General features: G+C 71.6%; 13 protein-coding genes and 1 riboswitch. Of the genes, 5 read left to right on the plus strand and 8 right to left on the minus strand.

Annotated features, from left to right (window positions below):
• Positions 1-128: 128 nt before the first annotated feature.
• Positions 129-1,352, minus strand: coding sequence for a fumarylacetoacetase (gene fahA, locus OG352_RS25740; RefSeq protein ID WP_329223964.1), 1,224 nt, complete (start codon positions 1,350-1,352; stop codon positions 129-131).
• 331 nt (positions 1,353-1,683) lie between these two features.
• Between fahA and OG352_RS25745 the strand changes: the two genes are divergently transcribed.
• Together OG352_RS25745 and OG352_RS25750 are read left to right on the plus strand one after the other, a co-directional pair.
• Entirely contained in the window at positions 1,684-2,928 is a 1,245-nt protein-coding gene (locus OG352_RS25745) for a DegT/DnrJ/EryC1/StrS family aminotransferase (protein ID WP_329220112.1), read from the plus strand.
• Positions 2,921-5,296 carry a lipopolysaccharide biosynthesis protein gene (locus OG352_RS25750; RefSeq protein ID WP_329220113.1) on the plus strand — a complete coding sequence of 792 codons (2,376 nt, stop codon included), beginning with the start codon at positions 2,921-2,923 and terminating at the stop codon, positions 5,294-5,296. Before OG352_RS25745 ends, OG352_RS25750 begins: the two co-directional genes overlap by 8 nt.
• Here OG352_RS25750 and OG352_RS25755 read toward each other — a convergent pair.
• The 6 genes from OG352_RS25755 to OG352_RS25780 form a co-directional block, all read right to left on the minus strand.
• Positions 5,217-6,353, minus strand: coding sequence for a glycoside hydrolase family 26 protein (locus OG352_RS25755; protein ID WP_329220114.1), 1,137 nt, complete (start codon positions 6,351-6,353; stop codon positions 5,217-5,219). The two genes, OG352_RS25750 and OG352_RS25755, sit on opposite strands and share 80 nt — an antisense overlap.
• A gap of 320 nt (positions 6,354-6,673) precedes the next feature.
• A complete protein-coding gene (locus tag OG352_RS25760) occupies positions 6,674-7,219 on the minus strand; it encodes a hypothetical protein (protein WP_329220116.1) in 546 nt (181 codons plus the stop codon).
• A gap of 25 nt (positions 7,220-7,244) precedes the next feature.
• Positions 7,245-9,128 carry a hypothetical protein gene (locus OG352_RS25765; protein WP_329220118.1) on the minus strand — a complete coding sequence of 628 codons (1,884 nt, stop codon included), beginning with the start codon at positions 9,126-9,128 and terminating at the stop codon, positions 7,245-7,247.
• 130 nt (positions 9,129-9,258) lie between these two features.
• Complete coding sequence (locus OG352_RS25770; protein ID WP_329220119.1) at positions 9,259-10,035, minus strand: polysaccharide deacetylase family protein; 777 nt, start codon at positions 10,033-10,035, stop codon at positions 9,259-9,261.
• Between the two features lie 68 nt (positions 10,036-10,103).
• A complete protein-coding gene (locus OG352_RS25775) occupies positions 10,104-11,552 on the minus strand; it encodes a glycosyltransferase (RefSeq protein WP_329220120.1) in 1,449 nt (482 codons plus the stop codon).
• A gap of 41 nt (positions 11,553-11,593) precedes the next feature.
• Positions 11,594-12,658, minus strand: a complete 1,065-nt coding sequence (locus OG352_RS25780; protein WP_329220121.1) for a GNAT family N-acetyltransferase — start codon at positions 12,656-12,658, stop codon at positions 11,594-11,596.
• A 258-nt stretch (positions 12,659-12,916) separates the two neighbouring features.
• Between OG352_RS25780 and OG352_RS25785 the strand changes: the two genes are divergently transcribed.
• Positions 12,917-13,819, plus strand: coding sequence for an HAD family hydrolase (locus tag OG352_RS25785; protein ID WP_329220123.1), 903 nt, complete (start codon positions 12,917-12,919; stop codon positions 13,817-13,819).
• A 9-nt stretch (positions 13,820-13,828) separates the two neighbouring features.
• On the opposite strand, the gene OG352_RS25790 is transcribed toward OG352_RS25785, so the two are convergent.
• Positions 13,829-14,311, minus strand: coding sequence for a transglycosylase SLT domain-containing protein (locus OG352_RS25790; protein WP_329220124.1), 483 nt, complete (start codon positions 14,309-14,311; stop codon positions 13,829-13,831).
• 3 nt (positions 14,312-14,314) lie between these two features.
• Positions 14,315-14,518: riboswitch (cyclic di-AMP (ydaO/yuaA leader) on the minus strand.
• Positions 14,519-15,017: 499 nt separating this feature from the next.
• Between OG352_RS25790 and OG352_RS25795 the strand changes: the two genes are divergently transcribed.
• Positions 15,018-16,028: a polyprenyl synthetase family protein gene (locus OG352_RS25795; protein WP_329220125.1), complete on the plus strand. Its 1,011-nt coding sequence runs from the start codon at positions 15,018-15,020 to the stop codon at positions 16,026-16,028.
• Between the two features lie 349 nt (positions 16,029-16,377).
• Positions 16,378-17,670 carry a LolA family protein gene (locus OG352_RS25800; protein ID WP_329220126.1) on the plus strand — a complete coding sequence of 431 codons (1,293 nt, stop codon included), beginning with the start codon at positions 16,378-16,380 and terminating at the stop codon, positions 17,668-17,670.
• Positions 17,671-17,755: the final 85 nt, after the last annotated feature.

Here is a 17,755-nt window from a genome sequence, read left to right on the forward strand (position 1 = left end):
CGGCTCCATCGCCGGCTCCGTCACCGACCCTGTCACCGGCACCATCACCGGCACCATCACTGGTCCCGTCGCAGGTCTCATCACGGGTCCCGTCACGGGTCCTGCCACGGGGCCTGTCGTCGGCACCGTCAGCCGTCGCTTCGCTCGGCGACCACCCTCCCGCTCACTTCTCCGAGTCCCACCCGTGCGCCGCCGGGGCCGGGAGCCCATGCCGACAGGGTCACCACGTCGCCGTCCTCCAGGAACGTCCGCTTGCCGTCGGGGAGTTCGAGCGGGTCACGGCCGTTCCAGGTCAGTTCCAGGAGGGAGCCGCGCTCGTGCGGGTTCGGGCCGCTCACCGTGCCCGAGCCGTACAGGTCGCCGGTGCGCAGGGAGGCGCCGTTGACGGTGAGGTGGGCGAGTTGCTGGGCGGCCGTCCAGTACATGGTGGAGAAGGGCGGATCGGAGACGACGTGACCGTTGAGCGCGACGGAGATGCGCAGGTCGTAGCCGGCGGGTTCGGTGGCCGAGTCGTCCAGGTAGGGGAGCAGGGGGTGGGTCCGCTCCGGGGGCGTCACCCGCGCGCTCTCCAGGGCTTCCAGCGGGGTGACCCAGGCCGACACCGACGTGGCGAACGACTTGGCGAGGAACGGGCCGAGAGGGACGTACTCCCAGGCCTGGAGGTCGCGGGCCGACCAGTCGTTGAGCAGGCACAGGCCGAAGACGTGTTCGCGGAAGTCGGTCAGCCCGACCGGGTTGCCCTGCCGCGAGGGCACGCCGACCACGAAGCCGACCTCGGCCTCGATGTCGAGCCGCACGGACGGGCCGAAGACGGGGGCCGGATCGGCGGGCGCCTTGCGCTGGCCCGACGGGCGGACGACGTCCGTGCCGGAGACCACGACCGTGCCGGCGCGGCCGTGGTAGCCGATCGGCAGGTGCTTCCAGTTCGGCAGGAGGACGTCCCCGGCGTCCGGGCGGAAGATCGCTCCCGCGTTCCGGGCGTGGTGCTCGGAGGAGTAGAAGTCGACGTAGTCGGCGACCTCGAACGGGAGGTGCAGGGTCACCGCGGAGAGGGGGTGGAACAGCGGTTCGACGGTGGGGCGGTGGGCGGGGTCGGTCACCCACTCCGTCAGCGCGCGGCGCACCTGCGACCAGGCCGTACGGCCCGCCGCCAGCAGCGCGTCGAGAGTCGGCGCGGCGAGCAGCTCGGCGTGCGGCGAGCCGAGCGCGCGGGCCGCCGCGCCCGCGTCGAGGACGTGGTCGCCCAGCCGGACGCCGACGGTCCGCTGCGCGGAGCCCGCGAGGGAGAACACACCGTACGGAAGGTTGTGCGGACCGAAGGGGTCGCCTTCGGGAAGGTCGAAGGGGGGCATCGGGTACTGCCTCTCTTTCGTGTCGTTCGGGTCTTTCATACGCTCTTTGGTGCGCTCTTCGGCGCTCGCCATGTCGTGCTCGCCGGACTCCGGGCGGGTGCCGCGCGGGTGCGCCGAGCCGCGCCACACGTTACGGCCGACCTCGCGGAGCCGACACGGGGGCAGGACCGGCCAGGCGCTTCGGCCCGCAGCGCTCCGCGTCCGGTTGCTCACCGGAAGTCGTCCGCCGGCCGGTCCGCAATCTTGACGGAGCGGTGCGAAAGGGGACACTCTGAACGGGTGCTGGAAGGCCTCGGGGAGGGGGCTTTCGCCTGGCACACCTGGGGGGCGAATGGCCATAGGGGAGGCCGGTCTCGGGTCGGCGCGGCGTGGCTCACGGCCGAAGCGGCTGGAAGCGACGATGCGCGACAGACTCGGCCGGGAATGCGTGTACGTGCCGTCGTGCAGATTCGGGCTGTTCGTGGCCTTGCGCCACTGGTGCCCGCCCGGCGGACGCGTGCTGATGTCGCCGGTCAACGACGACGTGATCTTCTTCGTCGTGCTCGCGGCCGGACTGAGACCGGTGCAGGCGCCGTTGAACCCGCTGGACGCGTCGATCGACGTCGACGCTGTGCCCGACGAGGTGTGGGGCTCGCTGTCTGGCGTGCTCACGACCAATCTGTACGGCAACCCGGACGACACTCCGCGCCTGCGGGAGAAGTGCGACACGCTGGGCATCCCGTTGTTCGAGGACGGGGCGCACGCGATCGGCAGCGAGGTGGGCGGCCGGCCGGTCGGGGCCTGGGGCGACGCCTCGGTCTTCAGCCTGTCCAAGCATGTCGGCGCCAAGGCCGGCGGTTTCCTGGCCTGCGCCGACCCGGGGCTGCGCGAGGCCCTGGAGAAGACCTGCGAGGACCTGCTGCTGCCGGGGCGGTTCACGGCGGAACTCGCCTACACCGTCCGGCCGTTCGCGGAAGCGGCCGTGCGGGGGCTGCGGCTGCGGCGGGCGGCCTGGGCCACCATGCGGCTGCTCGGGCTGATGGAGCGGGAGGAGATCCGGATGCCGCTGCGGCCGGCCGAGCTGGCCCGTGCCGTCGACGCGGCGCCGGACCTCGCCGCGCACGACTCCTGGGTCCGCGTCGACATGCACGACTACCGGCTGCGTTCGGGACCGCTGAGAGCGGGCCGTATCGGCCGCCGGCTCGACCGCCTGGACGAGGTGCTGACCGCCTGCCGGGCGGGCACGGAACTGCTGCTGTCCACACGCTGGGCGCAGCCCGCGGCACCCCGCGCCGACCGCGCCGACCACGTCCAACCCCTGTTCCGGGTCCCCTTGTTCGTCGCCGACCGGGAGGCCGCGAGGGCGGCGCTCGCCCGGCGGGGCATCGTCGTCGGGTACCTCTATGACCCGCCGCTGGACGACTACGCGGGTGCCGCCTTCACCGACCCGTCGCCCGATCCCGCAGGGGCGCGCTGGTTCGCCCGGCACGCGCTGCCCGTGGATCCGCTGCGGGCCCGGCAGGTCGTCGAGGTGCTCCAGGAATCCGGCGTACGGCCGGCCGAGGTGCCGGGAGGGCTGGAGCCGACCCGTGGCTGAGACCCAGGCCGAGATCCAGGTACCCGAGCCCTCGGCGCCGTCCGCCGGGACGGAGGCGGCAGGCCCGGCGCCGGCCGGCAGCGGCCGAGGCTCCGACTCCCTGTTCCGGAACGCCTACTTCCTGATGCTCAGCACGGGCGTCTCCGCCGTGCTGGGACTGGGCTTCTGGCTGGTGGCCGCGCGCTACTACTCGGAGGAGGCCGTCGGGCAGGGCTCGGCCGCGATCGCGGCGATGCGGCTGCTCGCCAGCGTCACGGCGACGACGATGATCGGCGCCGTCGTCCGCTTCGTGCCGCGCGCGGGACGGGCCACGGGCTCGCTGGTGTGGCGGGCGTACGCGGCCAGTTCGGTGGTCGTGGCCGTCGCCGCGTTCGTCTTCCTGCTCACCCTCGATCTGTGGGGGGCGACGTACGCACCGCTCGGCACGACGGCCGCGGGGGCGGTGTTCGTCGTCGCGTGTGTGGCGTGGGCCCTGCTCACCCTCCAGGACGGGGTGCTCACCGGGCTGCGCAGATCGGGGTGGGTGCCCCTCGGCAACGCGGTGTTCTCGGTGGGCAAGCTGATCCTGCTGGTCGTCGTCGCGACCGCGCTGCCGGTGCTCGGCATCTTCGTGTCCTGGGCCGTCGCGATCGCGTTCTCGACCCTGCCGCTGGGCTGGTTGATCTTCCGCAGGCTGATCCCGCGCCAGGCCGCCGCCGACCGCGACCTGGAGCCCCCCGCGCTGCGGGAGATGGGCCGCTTCCTGGCCGGGGACTCGCTGGGCGCGCTGTTCAGCCTGGCGATGATCAACCTGCTGCCGGTGATGGTCGCGGTCCGCTTCAGCGCGGCGGAGAACGGCTACTTCTACGTGGCGTACACCGTCGGCGGCACGATGGAGTTCATGGCCATCAACATGGCCTCCTCCCTCACCGCGCACGCCTCGCACGACCCGCGCCGGCTCGCCGACGGAGTACGCGGGGCGCTGCGCCGGATGGCGCTGCTGCTGGTGCCGGTGGTGCTCGTGCTGGTGCTGTTCGCCCCGCAGATCCTGCTGCCGTTCAACGAGGACTACGCCGAGCACGGCACCACCGTGCTGCGGCTGCTGGCCGCGGGGGCGCTGCCCAGGGTCGTGGTCGAGCTGTACATCGGGGTGCTGCGGGTGCAGGGCCGTACCGGGGTGCTCGCCGCGCTCCAGGGCGCCATGTGCACGCTCGTGCTGGGCGCCGCGGCCGTGCTGTTCGCCCCGGCCGGGATCGCGGGCGCGGGCTGGGCGGTGCTGCTCAGCATGACCCTGATCGCCGCCGTCTCCGCCGTCGGCCTGCGCTCCGCGTTGCGCCGCAACGACCGCCTGCCCGCAGGACGGTCCGCCGTCGCCCCGGCCTACGGCACGCGCTGGGCGCGGCTGAACGCCACCGCCGGGTACGGCACGAACTGGGCGCGCCGGGCGGCGTACGAGCGGGAGGGCATCGACGAGGACACGGTCACCCTGTTCATAGGGCGTCCCGGGTACGAACGTGAGGCGTTGCAGGCGGACACGCTCGCGCTGATCGTGCGGCCGCACGGGGGCGGTGGACGGGATGCGGTGGCCGACGAGGAGAGCGTGGCCCACGAGGAGGACGCGGCTCGGAGTGGTGCGGCGGTGCGGTCCTCGTCCGCCCGGGCACGGGCACGGGGGCGGTGGGTCGGGGGCGTCCTGTGGGGTCTGCTCGGTGTGGGGACCGCGGTGTTCTGGGCGGCGTTGCGCGAGCTGCCGTGGTCCGACGGGCCGTCGGCCGATGTGCTGACCGGGCGTCAGTTGCTGGCGGCGCTGCCGCTCACGGCGCTCGTCGCCGGGGGGCTCGTGCTCGTGGTGTTCGTCGGGGCGGTGACGTTGCGCGCCGCGAGAGACGCGTGGTTGCCGGGGGCTGCGCTGGGGTCCGCGCTGCTCGCCCTGTACGCCGTACCCGTCGCCTTCGGCTGGGAACCGACGCCGGTCGGTGGGGCGTTGTACGGGAAAGCAGCCCGTTTCCTCGCGGACGGGGTGGGGCTCGACGGGCCCGAGCCGCTGTTGCGGTGGGCGCCGCCGGCCGGGCAGCTCCTGTGTCTCATACCGCTGTGGCTGCTGCTGGCGCGCGCGGGCCGGCGGCTGACGTGGCCGGGGCGCTGGGGGGTCCTGTACCTCGTCGCGCTGGGCGACTGGGTGTGGCGGCAGGAGCTCGCGCCGACGGCGCTGCCCCTGTTCGGCGTCCTCGTTCTCGTGCTCGCCCTCGCCACCCTGTCGCTGCGGCTCTGCGGGAAGGAGAGACGGGCGCAGGACCGGCGGCGAACTGTCAGCGAGGCGGGACGGGCTGGTGGAAGTAGCCGTTCTTCCCCGCCTCGCGGTAACCGTCGAGACCCGGGCCCGCGTTGACGGTCAGATCGCACGCTGCCTGGTCGGAGGTCGGCCGGTTCCAGTGCACCAGCGCCTTCACGTCGGGGAGCTGCTTCACGGCGGCGGGGATCTGGGTGTACCAGTCGCGCTGGCGCTGCGGGGCACCGGCGTCGGGCGCGGTGGCGAACTCCGCGAGCATCACGGGCTTGTCGTCGGTGATGTTCGCGCGCAGCCACTCGTAGCTGGGCCGCTGGCTGCGCAGGAAGTCCTTCCAGTCGGTGGTGTCGTGGCACTCGTAGTAGTTGTACTGGTCCATGGCGATCCAGTCGACGTACGCGTCCCCGGGGTAGAGCGCCTTCATGTCGGCCGCGCTGCCGAGGTAGCCGGAGACGGTCCACACCCACACGACGTTGTCGGCGCCCAGTTTCCGGAACCGGTCGCGAAGGTGGCGGTACGCCGCGATGAACTCCTTCGGGGTGCCGGCGCCTTCCTTGATGCGGGCGTCGGTCTCCTGGTCGAAGGAGAGGAAGACACGTTTCCCGTAGGCCTTGATACGCCGGATCTGCGGATCGAGGATCTTCTCGTCGAGTTTTCCGGAGGCGATGTTCTTCCAGCCGAGCTGGGTCTCCGTCCAGTTCTCGTGGTGCGGCTCGGTCCAGACGGTGGACTCCCAGGCCAGCATGAGCAGCCGGTCCTTGCCGAGGTCTACTTCGTCGGGGGTGAGCAGTTCTCCGTCGAGCTCGGTGCCGGACATGTCGTGGTAGTTGTAGACGAGGTCGAGCCTGCGGCCGATCCGCTTCTCGAAGCCGAGGACGGCGTCCTTGAGCGAGCCGTTCCCTGCGTACGGCACGGCGGCGCCCCACCAGGCGCCGCAGGGCGGAACCAGCGAGCCGGTCGGGGCGCAGGGACCGGTGGGCAGCTCGCCCGAGGCGGCGTTGTCGGGCAGGGCGTCCGTGGCGGACTCCGGGTCCTCGGAGCGGCCGGCCCAGATGCCGATCCCGGCGAGCAACGCGGCCACCGCCACGAGTACGACAGCCGTGCAGGAGCGCCGCCTTACACCCCTCGTCCTGTCCCGCACGTCGCCGTCGCCCTTCATGCCGCCCCCCGTGGCAGCGCCCCCTGTGGCACGACCACCCGTGGCGCCACTCCCTGTGCCGCTGCCCGTATCGCCCTCCACGTCGTCAGTCATGGCACGGCCAGTGCCGCCGTTCCCCTTACCGCCACGCATGGAAACCCCCGTGCCGTTCCCCGTATCGCCTGTATCGCCCGTACCACTCGCATCGCCCTTATCGCGCCTCACGGGACGGCTCCCCGTGTCCGTCCCGCCGCCCGGCTTCGACGGCTCGTGTGGCCCGCGCAGCCCGTCCCGGTTCCGGTTCTGGGTCCAGGTCCTGTTCCGGAAGCGGTGGCGTCCCGTCATGTGGTGCTGCCGGCGGAGGGCCTGCGTTTGGGCTTGGTGCGTTCGAGGGCGCCGCGTCGTGCGGCGGGCAGGGGCAGGCCCGGCAGGGCCGCGGTGATCGTCGTGAAACCGGCGAGTGAGACGAGGAAGACGGTCATCGAGAAGCCCTTCACCAGGAACAGCGAGGTGGCGGTGAGCACGCCGAGCGAGAGGCTGATGGGCGCGGCGAGCGCGACGGCCTCCAGCCGGGCGCCGGCGGCCAGCGCGCCCGGCTGCGGATACAGCGCCGCGCAGCCCGGGCCGAACAGGACGAAGAGCAGTACCGGGATCCAGCGCAGCGGAGCGGGGCCGGGCACGGTGGTGGCGGCCAGTGCCAGCCAGCCCGAGACCGCGACGAGCACTCTGCGGACTCTGCGGACTCTGAGCACTCTGCGGGCTCTGAGGTGAGTCGAGGCGATCCCGGTGCCCTTGGACTGGTCGGCCCGGTCGGCATGGTTGGCCCGGTCGGCCCGGTATGCCTCGGCGGTGGTGTTCGTCGGTTCGGTCGCTTCGTGGTCGGTCATCGGGCACCTTGTGGTCGGTCATCGATCATCGGGCGGCCGGGCGGTACTCCAGGACGACGCCGTAAGGGTGGCTTTCGACGGTCCGGAAGAGGGGTGAGGCGGTCAGTTTCGACCGCAGGGTCTCGAAGCCGTCGGCGGGCAGCAGGCCCTCGCCGGTGGCGTAGATGTCCTGGGTGCGGGTGAGGACGACGTACGCCTTCGTGCCCGGCGTGATTCCGGCGGCGAGGTAGGCGGCGGGGTCCTTCAGCATCTTCTCGTTCTCGGGCAGTGCCTGTTCGGCGAAGAACCAGTGTTCGAGGCGGTCGTAGTGGCGGAGCGCCTGCGGGAAGGAACCGGTGGTGGCGAGGATCAGCGAACCGTCGGGCGCCGCGTCGAGGGCCCTGGTGACCAGCGCGGTCTCCTGGGGCGGCGTGTAGAACATCTGCTCCTTGCCGTAGTACGACGGCAGGAAGCCGGCCAGCAGCACCAGCAGAACGGCCGGCAGGGCGACGGCCGCGGCCCGGCGCCGTAGCACCCTCGCCCTGCTGCGGTGGGTCCCCGCGACGGCCGGCACGAGCGCGGCGGCGGCGAAGAAGGCCGCGCCGGGCAGGGCGAACAGGTAGACGCGGAAGAGCATCTCGCCGCCGTAGTCGTTGACGGCGAACAGCGGCACCGGGGCGACGGACACCAGCAGCAGCGGCAGCGCGCTGCGGGTCAGCCGGCGCCGCAGCACGACGGCGGTCCCGGCGAGGACGGCGATCGCCAGCACCATCGCCACGTTGGCGGTTCCCGCGAGTTCGGGACCGGGTCCGGTGAGCTGTCCCGCGTAGCCCGCGCGCGAGTTCTCGGTCAGTTCGCCGATCGACTTCCTGATGGTGGCGAGCGTCTCGACGAACAGCGGCCGCCCCATGGTCAGGTCCCAGGTGAGCATCAGCAGCGCGGCGACGACCAGCAGCCCGTAGTTGCGGTAGCGGCGCGTGAAACTGAGCGCGAGCAGACAGATGGTGAGCATCACCGGGGTGAGCTGGTGCGTGGCGTTGACGGCGGCGATCAGCGGGGCCAGGATCACCACGCAGACCGCGCGCTGCCTGCTGCCCGTCGGCGGCGGGACGGGGGCGGCCACGGGGTCGAGGTAGGTGCGGTCCCGTAGCCGCCCTGCCGAGCCGGGCCGCACGAAGTGCCGCAGCACCACCGCGAGCACCGTCAGATGCAGCAGGTACGCGAGTGCCTGCGGGGCGAAGTAGTCCTGGCCCACCCAGTTGGCGAGCTGGAAGATCCACACGGCGGTCCAGATCAGCCGCCAGTCCTCGCAGAAGGTGCGGTAGATCAGGACGAGCACCGGGATCATGAGCAGGCCGACGACGATGGGCGCCCAGTTGGCGTACGCGGCGGCGCTCTCCACGCCGAACGCGCGCACCAGGCCCGCGTTGAGCGTGAAGAAGCCCGGCCACTGGTCGTACGCCGACATGTTGCCCGACAACGCCGCACCCGGCCGCAACTCACCGTTGGCGAGCAGCGTGTTGACGATGGCGTCGTGCTTGGAGGCCCACGGGTAGCGCACCGCGTCGTACAGCACCGCCGGGGGCGCCTTGAGCGCGAACAGCAGCGCGGCACAGTGCGCGGCAGGCCACCAGGGCGCCGTGCCCGCGCGCCGCAGACTGAGGACGAAGCCCGCGGTGAGGACCAGCAACGACAGGTAGTAGGCGGCCGGGAGCCGGTCCAGCAGGCCGTAGTCGCCCATCTCCCGGAAGCCGATGCGGGGCAGCGCGTACACCCACAGCCCGGCGGCGAGCAGCAGCGTCAGCAGGGCGGCGTCCGGCGGGCGGCGCGGGATCCGCCACGGTCTGCGTCGTTCACCGCCGGTGGTCGGCGGCGCAGGGGCGGGTAGCTCGCTGCTCTCGGTGGTCGGTACAGGCACATGCTGCTGCACGCTGAAGCTCCCCTCCCCCAGGTCAACTATAGGAATTTCGTCGCCTTTTCACACCAAAATCGTCAAAGCCTCCTCCGTGACGGCCACACCTCGTCGCCCCTGGCCTCTGCCCTCGCCCTCGCCCTCGGGCTCAGCCGGCGAAGAGCGGCCCCCGGACGACGGCGCGGGCGTGGCGGTACCACCGCCAGCCGACCGTCCTCGGCCCGTCGCGATACGGGGCGATCCGGGCGCCGGAACCCGTCAGCCAGCCCTCGACGTCGGCGACGGTGTGGCTGCGGCGCACGATGAGCCGGGCGATGCGGTAGCGCTCGTCGCGGTCCGAACTCAGCGCGTGCCGCACGGCGGTGGCCGTCTCGTAGCCCGCGGCGGCCGCCATCCGCCGTACCCGACCGCTGTTGTAGCCGTGCGGATAGGCGAGGTGGCGGACGAGGTGGCCGAGGGCGTCCTCCAACACCGAGCGGGACGCCCGCAGTTCGTGCGCGAGCGCCCGGGGCGCGAGGGTGTCCAACTGCGCGTGGGTGACCGTGTGGCTGCCGATCTCCATGCCGTACTGCTCCAGCCGCGCCGCCTGCTGCAACGTCATCATCGGCGCGGGCGGCAGCAGACTGCGCCCGCCCGGGGCGATGGCGCCGGTCGTGAGATAGGCGGTGGCGGACAGCCCGCGCCCGGCCAGCGCCTCGGCGGTCGCACCCGGCAGGTCGGCGAAACCGTCGTCGAAGGTGAGCAGCACCGGCCGGGACGGCAACGGCGCCCGCCCCGCGAGGTGGTCGGCGAGCGCGCTGATCGTGACGGGCGTGCGTCCGCTGTCGACGACGGCGTCCAGATGCTCGCCGAACTGCTTCGGACTGACGGTGAACTCGGCGATCCAGTCCGGCGGATCCTCCATCACGGCGTGGTACAGGAACACCGGGATGCTGTCCCCTCGGTCCCTCCTGTCCCCTCCATCCCCCCTGTTCTCTCTGTGCGCGGACGCCGTCATCGCGCCGTCCCCCGTTCCTGCTGCGCCGGCCGCAGTCGCAGCGCGCGCCGGGCGCGCAAATACCCCACCGGCCCATAGAGCATGCCGCGCCGCTGGAGCCGGGACAGCCGCCCGGGCCAGGCGTGCGCCCGGTCGTCGTGCCCGCCGGGCGCGCCCCCCGCACGCGCCTCCGCCCCGGCTCCCGCCCCCACGCCTCGGGCCTCCGCTTCCCGACTCGCCGTCAGCCTTCGCGCGTACGCCAGTCCCCTGGGCAGTCGGGCCAGGAACGCGGGCAGCAGGCCGGGGCGGTTGACGAGGATCGCGGTGAGGTAGGCGGTGAGGCCGGCGCCGTAGCCGTACGCCTGGGTCTCCAGGTCCTGCCAGGTCTCCCGGTGGTGGTGCCAGACCAGCGCGTGCGGGGTGTAGTGCAGCCGGTGGCCCTCGGCGAGGACGCGGACGAACCCGTAGAGGTCGTCGCCGCCCCGCGCGCGCGTGCCCGCACCCGTCGCCGGGTCGAAGCCGCCGACCGCCCGCAGCACCTCCGTACGGAAGGCCATGCTCGCGCCGGAGCCGAAGCGGCCCGCGGTGAAGGGGAACAGCGGCTCGTCGGCGGGCGGGTCCAGTGGGTCGTACGTGCGTGCCGTGAAGCCCTTGGCGAAACCGCCGTGGCTCTCCAGGAGGACCTGGGCGGGCGTGCGCAGCCGGGCCGGGAGGATGAGGCCGGTGGCGCAGCCGAGGCGGGGGTCCGCGGTGAAGGGCGCGGTGAGTTCCGTGAGCCAGCGCGGGTCCGCCACGACGTCGTCGTCCGTGAAGGCGATCACCTCGCCGTGCGCGACCGCGACGCCCCTGTTGTGCGCGACGGCGAGACCGGGCACCGGCTCGGTCACGTACCGCACGCGCTCGGCGTACTTGTGCTCGACGAGGTCCCGGGTCGCGTCCGTCACGGGCGCGTTGTCGACGACGACGATCTCGAAGTCCGGGTGGTCCTGGGCGAGGAGCGAGTCGAGGGCGTGGGCGAGCAGCGCGGCGCGTTCGCGGGTGGCGATCACGACGGTGGTGGACGGTACGGGCGTCGGGCCGGGCGGCGGGTCGGGTACCGGGTCTGACGTCTGGCCTGGTGCCGGGCCTGGTGGTGGACCGGGCAGGTGGACGGGCCCTGTCGAAGCGTGTCCGCGGGCGGCGAGGCCCACCAGGAACGTCTTCGGATCGGCGCCCTCCGGTACCTGCGCGAGCAGCGTCCCGACCGGCCGCCCACCCCGCCTGACCAGCACGAACACCGGTCCGTGCGTGACGGGCCGGCTGCCCGGACCGGGTCTGAGCACGCCACCCCCGTCCAGACTCCCGTCCAGACCCCCGTCCAGTTCGAGGTCGAGGTCGAGCTCGGCGACCTGCACCGGCCGGATCTCCAGGAACCTCTGTATCTCCCGCCGTACGGTCTCCTGCTGCACAGCTCTTGCGCGGAACATGAACCCCCCTTGTCTCATGACCGTGCCGACCGGCGATCCCGTCACGGCCGGCGCAGGCGGCCCGCGCCCTTCAGCGTCCGTGCGGCCGCCGCGGCGAGCCCCGGCCGGTTGCGCACGAAGTGGTGCGCGCGGCGGGACGGTTCGCGGCTGAGCCAGTAGAGCGCGGCGCCCGCCCCCGGACGGGTCCACGCCCCCTCGTACACGGGGATCTCCCCTGTCTTCAGCGAGTCCTTGTACTCGGCCGCGCCCCGCCCCAGGTCGAGCAGGCCGATGCCCTCGGCGGCGGCCGACTCGGCCATCCGCAGATGCAGCACCAGGCCGGGCGAGAACTTCGCGAACTCCGGTTCGTACGACGGGAACCAGCAGGCCAGGACGGTCGACGAACGCAGTCCGAAGTGCGCGGCGATCGGCTGCTCACCGGCGTACAGGACGGACAGTGTGCCGGCGCACTCCGGCGCGCGCGTCTCGGCGAGCGCCGCCACGAGCCGGGTGATCCACTCCTGGGCGAACCGGTCCCGGCGGCCGGTCCTGCGGTACTGCCCGGACTTCCACGCCATGAGCGTGCGCAGCGCGGCCGGGTCGCGTTCGTCGAACACGAACCGCAGCTCCCCGACCTGACGGCCGAGCTTGCGCTCCTTGGCGAGCGTCGTCTTCAGGAACTTCGGCGACTGGGCGCGCAGTACCGACTCGTAGGTCTCGTAACCCTTTTCGACGTCGATGACATAGGAGGTGTACTCCTCGGCCGCGTGCGGGACGAACAGCCCTTGTTCCGCCTCCAGGTTGTCGAAGGCGAAGCTCGACAGCGAGCACGCCCGCATCAGTTCGGCGGCGTTCAGCCCGAGACCCGGGGCCAGCACCGCGCCCTGCGCGTCCGAGACGCCGTACGCGAGGGCCTGGCCCTGGCCGAGCCGGCCCCGCTCATGGGGCAGGAAGCCGACCGGCTCACGCCCCTCGTACACCACCGCCACCCGCGCGCGGGGCCGCACGAGCCCCACGGCGTCGGTGAACTCCGGTTCCATGAAGGGGTTTCGCGGAAGCGTCGACGCGGCACGCAGCGCGCGCCACCGCTCCCTCTCCCCCTCGCCGAGGTCTTCCGGCCTCAGCACACGAATGCGCCCACTGCTCAACCTGACCCCCCGATCAAGTCCCCCCTGGACACCTGGACGGTACCGCTCCATCAGGGCGTGGCGGTAGGTAGCGTGGCATGTTGTTGCCAACCGGTGCAGAGGCCTTTAACCGTCCGCTACCCGGCGATGCGTCAGAAAGCCGTTTCTTTTAAAGGGGAGTTGGCAGAACCGGGCAGCACCCGGTCGTCGTTCGGTGCGCGTCGAACCCGGGGGCTGCGGGATCCGTATTCTCTGATCATGGCCGCACCCACCGCATATGCCGCACGCACCCGGTACTCCCCGTACTCCCTCATCGCCACCGACCTGGACGGAACGCTGCTCCGCGGCGACGACACCTTCTCCGACCGGTCGCTCGACGCGCTCGCGCGGGTGGCGCACGCGGGCGCACGCCACCTCGTGGTGACGGGCCGGCCGGCCCCGCGGGTACGACCGCTGCTCGACCGCCTGCACAGCAGGGGGCTCGCGGTGTGCGGACAGGGCGCGCAGTTGTACGACGCCGGCGCGGACCGTCTGCTGTGGTCGGTCACCCTGGACCGGGAACTGGCGGAGACCGCGCTCGGCAAGATCGAGGCGGAGGTGGGGCAGCTGTACGCGGCCGTCGACCAGGACGGCGTCGACGGGCTGACGCTCATCGAGCCGGGCTACCGGATGCCGCACCCGACCCTGCCCGCCCTGCGCGTCGAGCGGCGCGACGACCTGTGGTGCGAGCCGATCAGCAAGGTGCTGCTGCGCCATCCCACCCTGTCCGACGACGAGTTGGCGGCGACGGCCCGCTCGGCGGTCGGCTCGCTCGCCACGGTGACCATGTCGGGTCCCGGCACGGTCGAGTTGCAGCCCTGCGGGATCACCAAGGCGACGGGCCTGGCGCTGGCGGCCGAACACCTGGGCCTGCGGGCCGAGGACACCATCGCCTTCGGGGACATGCCCAACGACATCCCGATGTTCGACTGGGCCGCGCGCGGAGTCGCGATGGCCAACGCCCACCCCGAACTCAAGGCGGTGGCCGACGAGGTGACGACGTCGAACGAGGACGACGGCGTGGCCGTCGTCCTCGAAAGACTGTTTCCGCAGGACCCCGTTGGACCCTCTAGGACCCGTAGTACCCGTGGACCCCTAGAGACTGACCTCAACGCCCCGTAAGGGGGACTGTCAGTACGCGCCGAAGACGTTGTCGATCGAGCCGTACCGGGCGGCCGCGTAGTTGCAGGCCGCGGTGATGTTCGCGACCGGGTCGTACGAGTTCCACGACGTGCCGGAGACGTGGTAGGCGTTGAAGGTCGGGTCGATCACCTGGAGCAGGCCCTTGGACGGGATGCCCGCGGCCGCGTTGGAGTCCCAGAGGTTGATGGCGTTGGGGTTGCCCGAGGACTCGCGGATGACGTTGCGGTAGATGCCGTTGTACGACCCCGGGATCCCGTGCTGCGCCATGACCTGGAGGGACGCGCGGATCCAGCCGTCGAGGTTGTTGGCGTAGCCGAGGCTGGTCGCGGTGGCGACGGTCGGGGTCGCCGCGGAGGCGCTGGTCGCTCCGATGATCGGGAGGGCGAGCACGGCCGCGCCGGCGGCGGCGGCGGTGAGCGTGCGGACGAGACGGGTACGCCGGTTGCGGCGCGGCTGAGCGACAGCGGACATGACGAAGTTCCTCTCCGGCGCCTGCGAGGTGAGCTGTCGGGTTCGGGCGGGAGCTGCCCGGCCGCGTCCTGACGGACGCGACTTCACCCCGAGCCGTACCGGTATGTCTGAAGCATCCGGTTTGGCGACTTACCTGGTTCCCCCGCTCCTGCCGTGCGGTTCTCTCGGAGGGTGACGGGCGGCGGCAGGATTCGGCGTTCCGCCCGACAGGTCGGGAACGTATGCGACGGCACATGTCCGGAACAAGTGGCGAATTCACAGATCAACCCTATTGACCTCTGTCTGTGGCCTATGGGGTGCTTGATCCTTTGTGTGCGCAAAGCGCCAACTTGCTTGGGGTTGCGGGGGATGCGGGGGATCGGCGGGGTTGCGGGCCGGAGCCGGGTCGCCGTGGCGAGTGAGCCAACTCACCGACGTTCGCAAGAGTGGCAAATCGGACATTAATCCGAACTCGTACCGAAAGGAACGTCGAGGGGCTGGGTGTGTCGGTAACCGACATAAATCATTACTTCTGGGTAACTCTATAAATATCTGTTCATACGTACTGATCAGAAACATAACGGGCGTGATCCGATACCGCCGGGCCTGTAACCGTGGGGGCTATCGGTGATCGAAACGTGACCGGATACGCTGACTTGAGTGGTGGCAGAGACCTATCGACAAACCGCGTAATCGCCAGTGGACACCAGCAGACAGGAGACCCCTCGTGACCGTCGTCGGGCCGTTCGGGCTGAGCGTGCGGGACCAGGCTCTGGAAGCCGATGTCCAGGCCGGATTGGCGGCTGTCGAGGAAGGCTTGCTCGAGGCCACCAAGAGTGAGGTCCCGTTCATCACGGAGGCCGCCCAGCATCTCGTGCGGGCGGGCGGGAAGCGGTTCCGGCCCCTGCTCGTGGCCCTCGCGGCGCAGTTCGGTGACCCGTACGCGCCGGGCATCGTGCCGTCGGCCGTGGTCGTCGAGCTCACCCACCTGGCCACTCTGTACCACGACGACGTGATGGACGAGGCAGCCGTGCGCCGCGGGGTGCCCAGCGCCAACGCACGCTGGGGGAACTCGGTCGCCGTCCTCACGGGTGACTTCCTCTTCGCGCGCGCCTCCCACATCCTGGCCGACCTCGGGCCGGAGGCGGTGCGGGTGCAGGCGGAGGCGTTCGAGCGGCTGGTCACCGGGCAGATCCTGGAGACGGCCGGGCCGACGGACGGGCGCGACCCGGTCGAGCACTACCTCGACGTGCTCGCCGGCAAGACGGGCTCGCTGGTGGCGGTGGCCTGCCGGTTCGGGGCGATGATGTCGGGCGCCGACGAGACGGTCGTCGACGTGCTGACGCAGTACGGCGAGCGGCTGGGCGTCGCCTTCCAGCTCGCGGACGACGTCCTGGACATCGCGTCCGACTCGCACGAGTCGGGCAAGACGCCCGGCACGGACCTTCGCGAGGGCGTTCCCACGCTGCCCGTGCTGCGGCTGCGGGAGCGGGCGGCGCGGTTGTCGTTGCCCGAGGACATCGCGCTGTGCGAGCTGCTGGACTCCGACCTCAGTGACGACGACCGGCTCGCCGAGGCCCTGGAGGCGCTCCGGGCCCACCCGGCGCTGGAGCAGGCCCGCCGCGACACCGTGCGGTACGCGAAGGACGCGCGGTCCGCGCTGGCGCCGCTGCGGGAGTGCGACGCGAAGGCGGCGCTGCTGGAACTCTGCGACGCGGTGGTCCACCGAGCCGGCTGACCCCCTCCGCTCCGGAACGTCCACCGCCTTCTCCGGAACGTCCTCCACCCCGGAACGCCCTCCACCCGGAAACCCCTACGGGTTCGAACCCCCGCTCGTCGGAACCTCCGCTTGTCGGAACCCCCGTTCGTCGGTACCCCTACGGGTTGGATGCCGCCTCACCGCCTTCGTGTCATACCCCAGGCGTACACGGAGTTGGCTCCCCGGTCTGACGCTTTTCCGTGTGCGATTTGGTCAGATGGGAACCACGGAAAACATCACTCCTCACCGATTCGGGTGAGAATGGCGGCTTGGGGTGGGACGTTCAGCGGTATGACCGGCCGCCGCCGACGACGGAGGTAAGGCACACATGGCACCGAAGGCAACCGACGACACCATGACCGGCGGGGAGCCGAACGGCGGGACGTTCGACGGCGGGGAGGCCAAGGATCTGCGCGCCGGGCGGCGCAAGGCCGTGCGGTACGTCGTCCCGGTCACCGTGATCGGTGTCGCGGCGGCGACGATCGGGCTGGTCCCCGCGCTCGCCGACTCCGGCGACCCCGACCTGCCGAAGATCACCGCGCAGCAACTCCTCGACAAGATCGCCGCTTCGGACGTACAGCAGTTGTCCGGCACGGTGAAGATCACCACCGATCTCGGGCTGCCCGACCTCGGCGGGCTGGAGAGCGGTCTCCTTTCCGGCGCCGCACAGCAGGGCGGTGACGGTTCGTCCGCCGACCCGTCCGCCAAGCTCACCGAACTCGCCTCCGGCACGCACACCCTGCGCGTCGCCGCCGACGGCCCCGACAAGCAGAAGCTCTCGCTGCTGGAGAACGCGGCCGAGTACAGCGTCATCCACAACGGCAAGAACGTGTGGGGGTACGACAGCGCCTCCAACGAGGTCTATCACTCCACCGTCGACGAGAGCTCCAAGAAGGGCGAGACGGAGACCCCCGTTCCGGCCACGCCCAAGGACCTCACCGAGGACGCCCTGAAGGCGGTCGACGACACGACCTCCGTGACCGTCGACGGCACCGTCCATGTCGCCGGCCGCGACGCCTACAAGCTGCTGGTCAAGCCGAAGCAGTCCGGTTCCACGGTCGGCGCGATCAGCGTGGCCGTGGACGCGAAGACGGGCCTGCCGCTGAAGTTCACGCTGACCCCCGCGAGCGGCGGCGCCGCCGTCGTGGACGTCGGCTTCACCGAGGTCAGCTTCGCCAAGCCCGCCGCCTCCACCTTCGACTTCACCGCCCCCAAGGGCGCGAAGGTCACCGAGGGCGACGCGGCCGACAAGGGCGACGCGGGAAGCGGCAAGTGGGACAAGGAGGGTGCGACGGAGAAGACGCCGCAGCACTCCGACCCGTCCGGCGACGACTTCGCGCAGGGCTTCGGCGGCGCCGACGGTCTGAACGTCCTCGGCGAGGGCTGGACCTCCGTCGCCACCTTCGACACCGGCGGCGAGGGCGTGCCCTCAGGCTCCGCGGCCGGCGGAGAGATCGGCGGCTTCCTCGGCTCCCTCGGCGACAAGGTGAGCGGCAAGTTCGGCTCCGGGACCGTCTTCTCCACACGCCTGATCAACGCCCTGATCACGGACGACGGCAAGGTCTACGTCGGCGCGGTCACCAAGGACGCCCTGGTGAAGGCGGCGAACGCGGCGAAGTAGGCAGTTGAGGCAAGGGTTCGGGAGATCGGGGAGCGGATGGGGGCGGGGATGGAGGCGGGGGAGCCGGTGGCGGAACCGGCGCGGG

This window comes from Streptomyces sp. NBC_01485 (genome assembly GCF_036227125.1).
In the GTDB taxonomy this organism is placed as follows: Bacteria; Actinomycetota; Actinomycetes; order Streptomycetales; family Streptomycetaceae; genus Streptomyces.

Excerpts from the sequence above, each read along its gene's own strand:
- fahA (WP_329223964.1), bottom strand. The coding sequence starts at position 1,352 with ATGCCCCCCTTCGACCTTCCCGAAGGCGACCCCTTCGGTCCGCACAAC.
- OG352_RS25745 (WP_329220112.1), top strand. The coding sequence starts at position 1,684 with ATGGCCATAGGGGAGGCCGGTCTCGGGTCGGCGCGGCGTGGCTCACGG.
- OG352_RS25755 (WP_329220114.1), bottom strand. The coding sequence starts at position 6,353 with ATGAAGGGCGACGGCGACGTGCGGGACAGGACGAGGGGTGTAAGGCGG.
- OG352_RS25760 (WP_329220116.1), bottom strand. The coding sequence starts at position 7,219 with ATGACCGACCACGAAGCGACCGAACCGACGAACACCACCGCCGAGGCA.
- OG352_RS25775 (WP_329220120.1), bottom strand. The coding sequence starts at position 11,552 with ATGTTCCGCGCAAGAGCTGTGCAGCAGGAGACCGTACGGCGGGAGATA.
- OG352_RS25785 (WP_329220123.1), top strand. The coding sequence starts at position 12,917 with ATGGCCGCACCCACCGCATATGCCGCACGCACCCGGTACTCCCCGTAC.
- OG352_RS25790 (WP_329220124.1), bottom strand. The coding sequence starts at position 14,311 with ATGTCCGCTGTCGCTCAGCCGCGCCGCAACCGGCGTACCCGTCTCGTC.
- OG352_RS25800 (WP_329220126.1), top strand. The coding sequence starts at position 16,378 with ATGGCACCGAAGGCAACCGACGACACCATGACCGGCGGGGAGCCGAAC.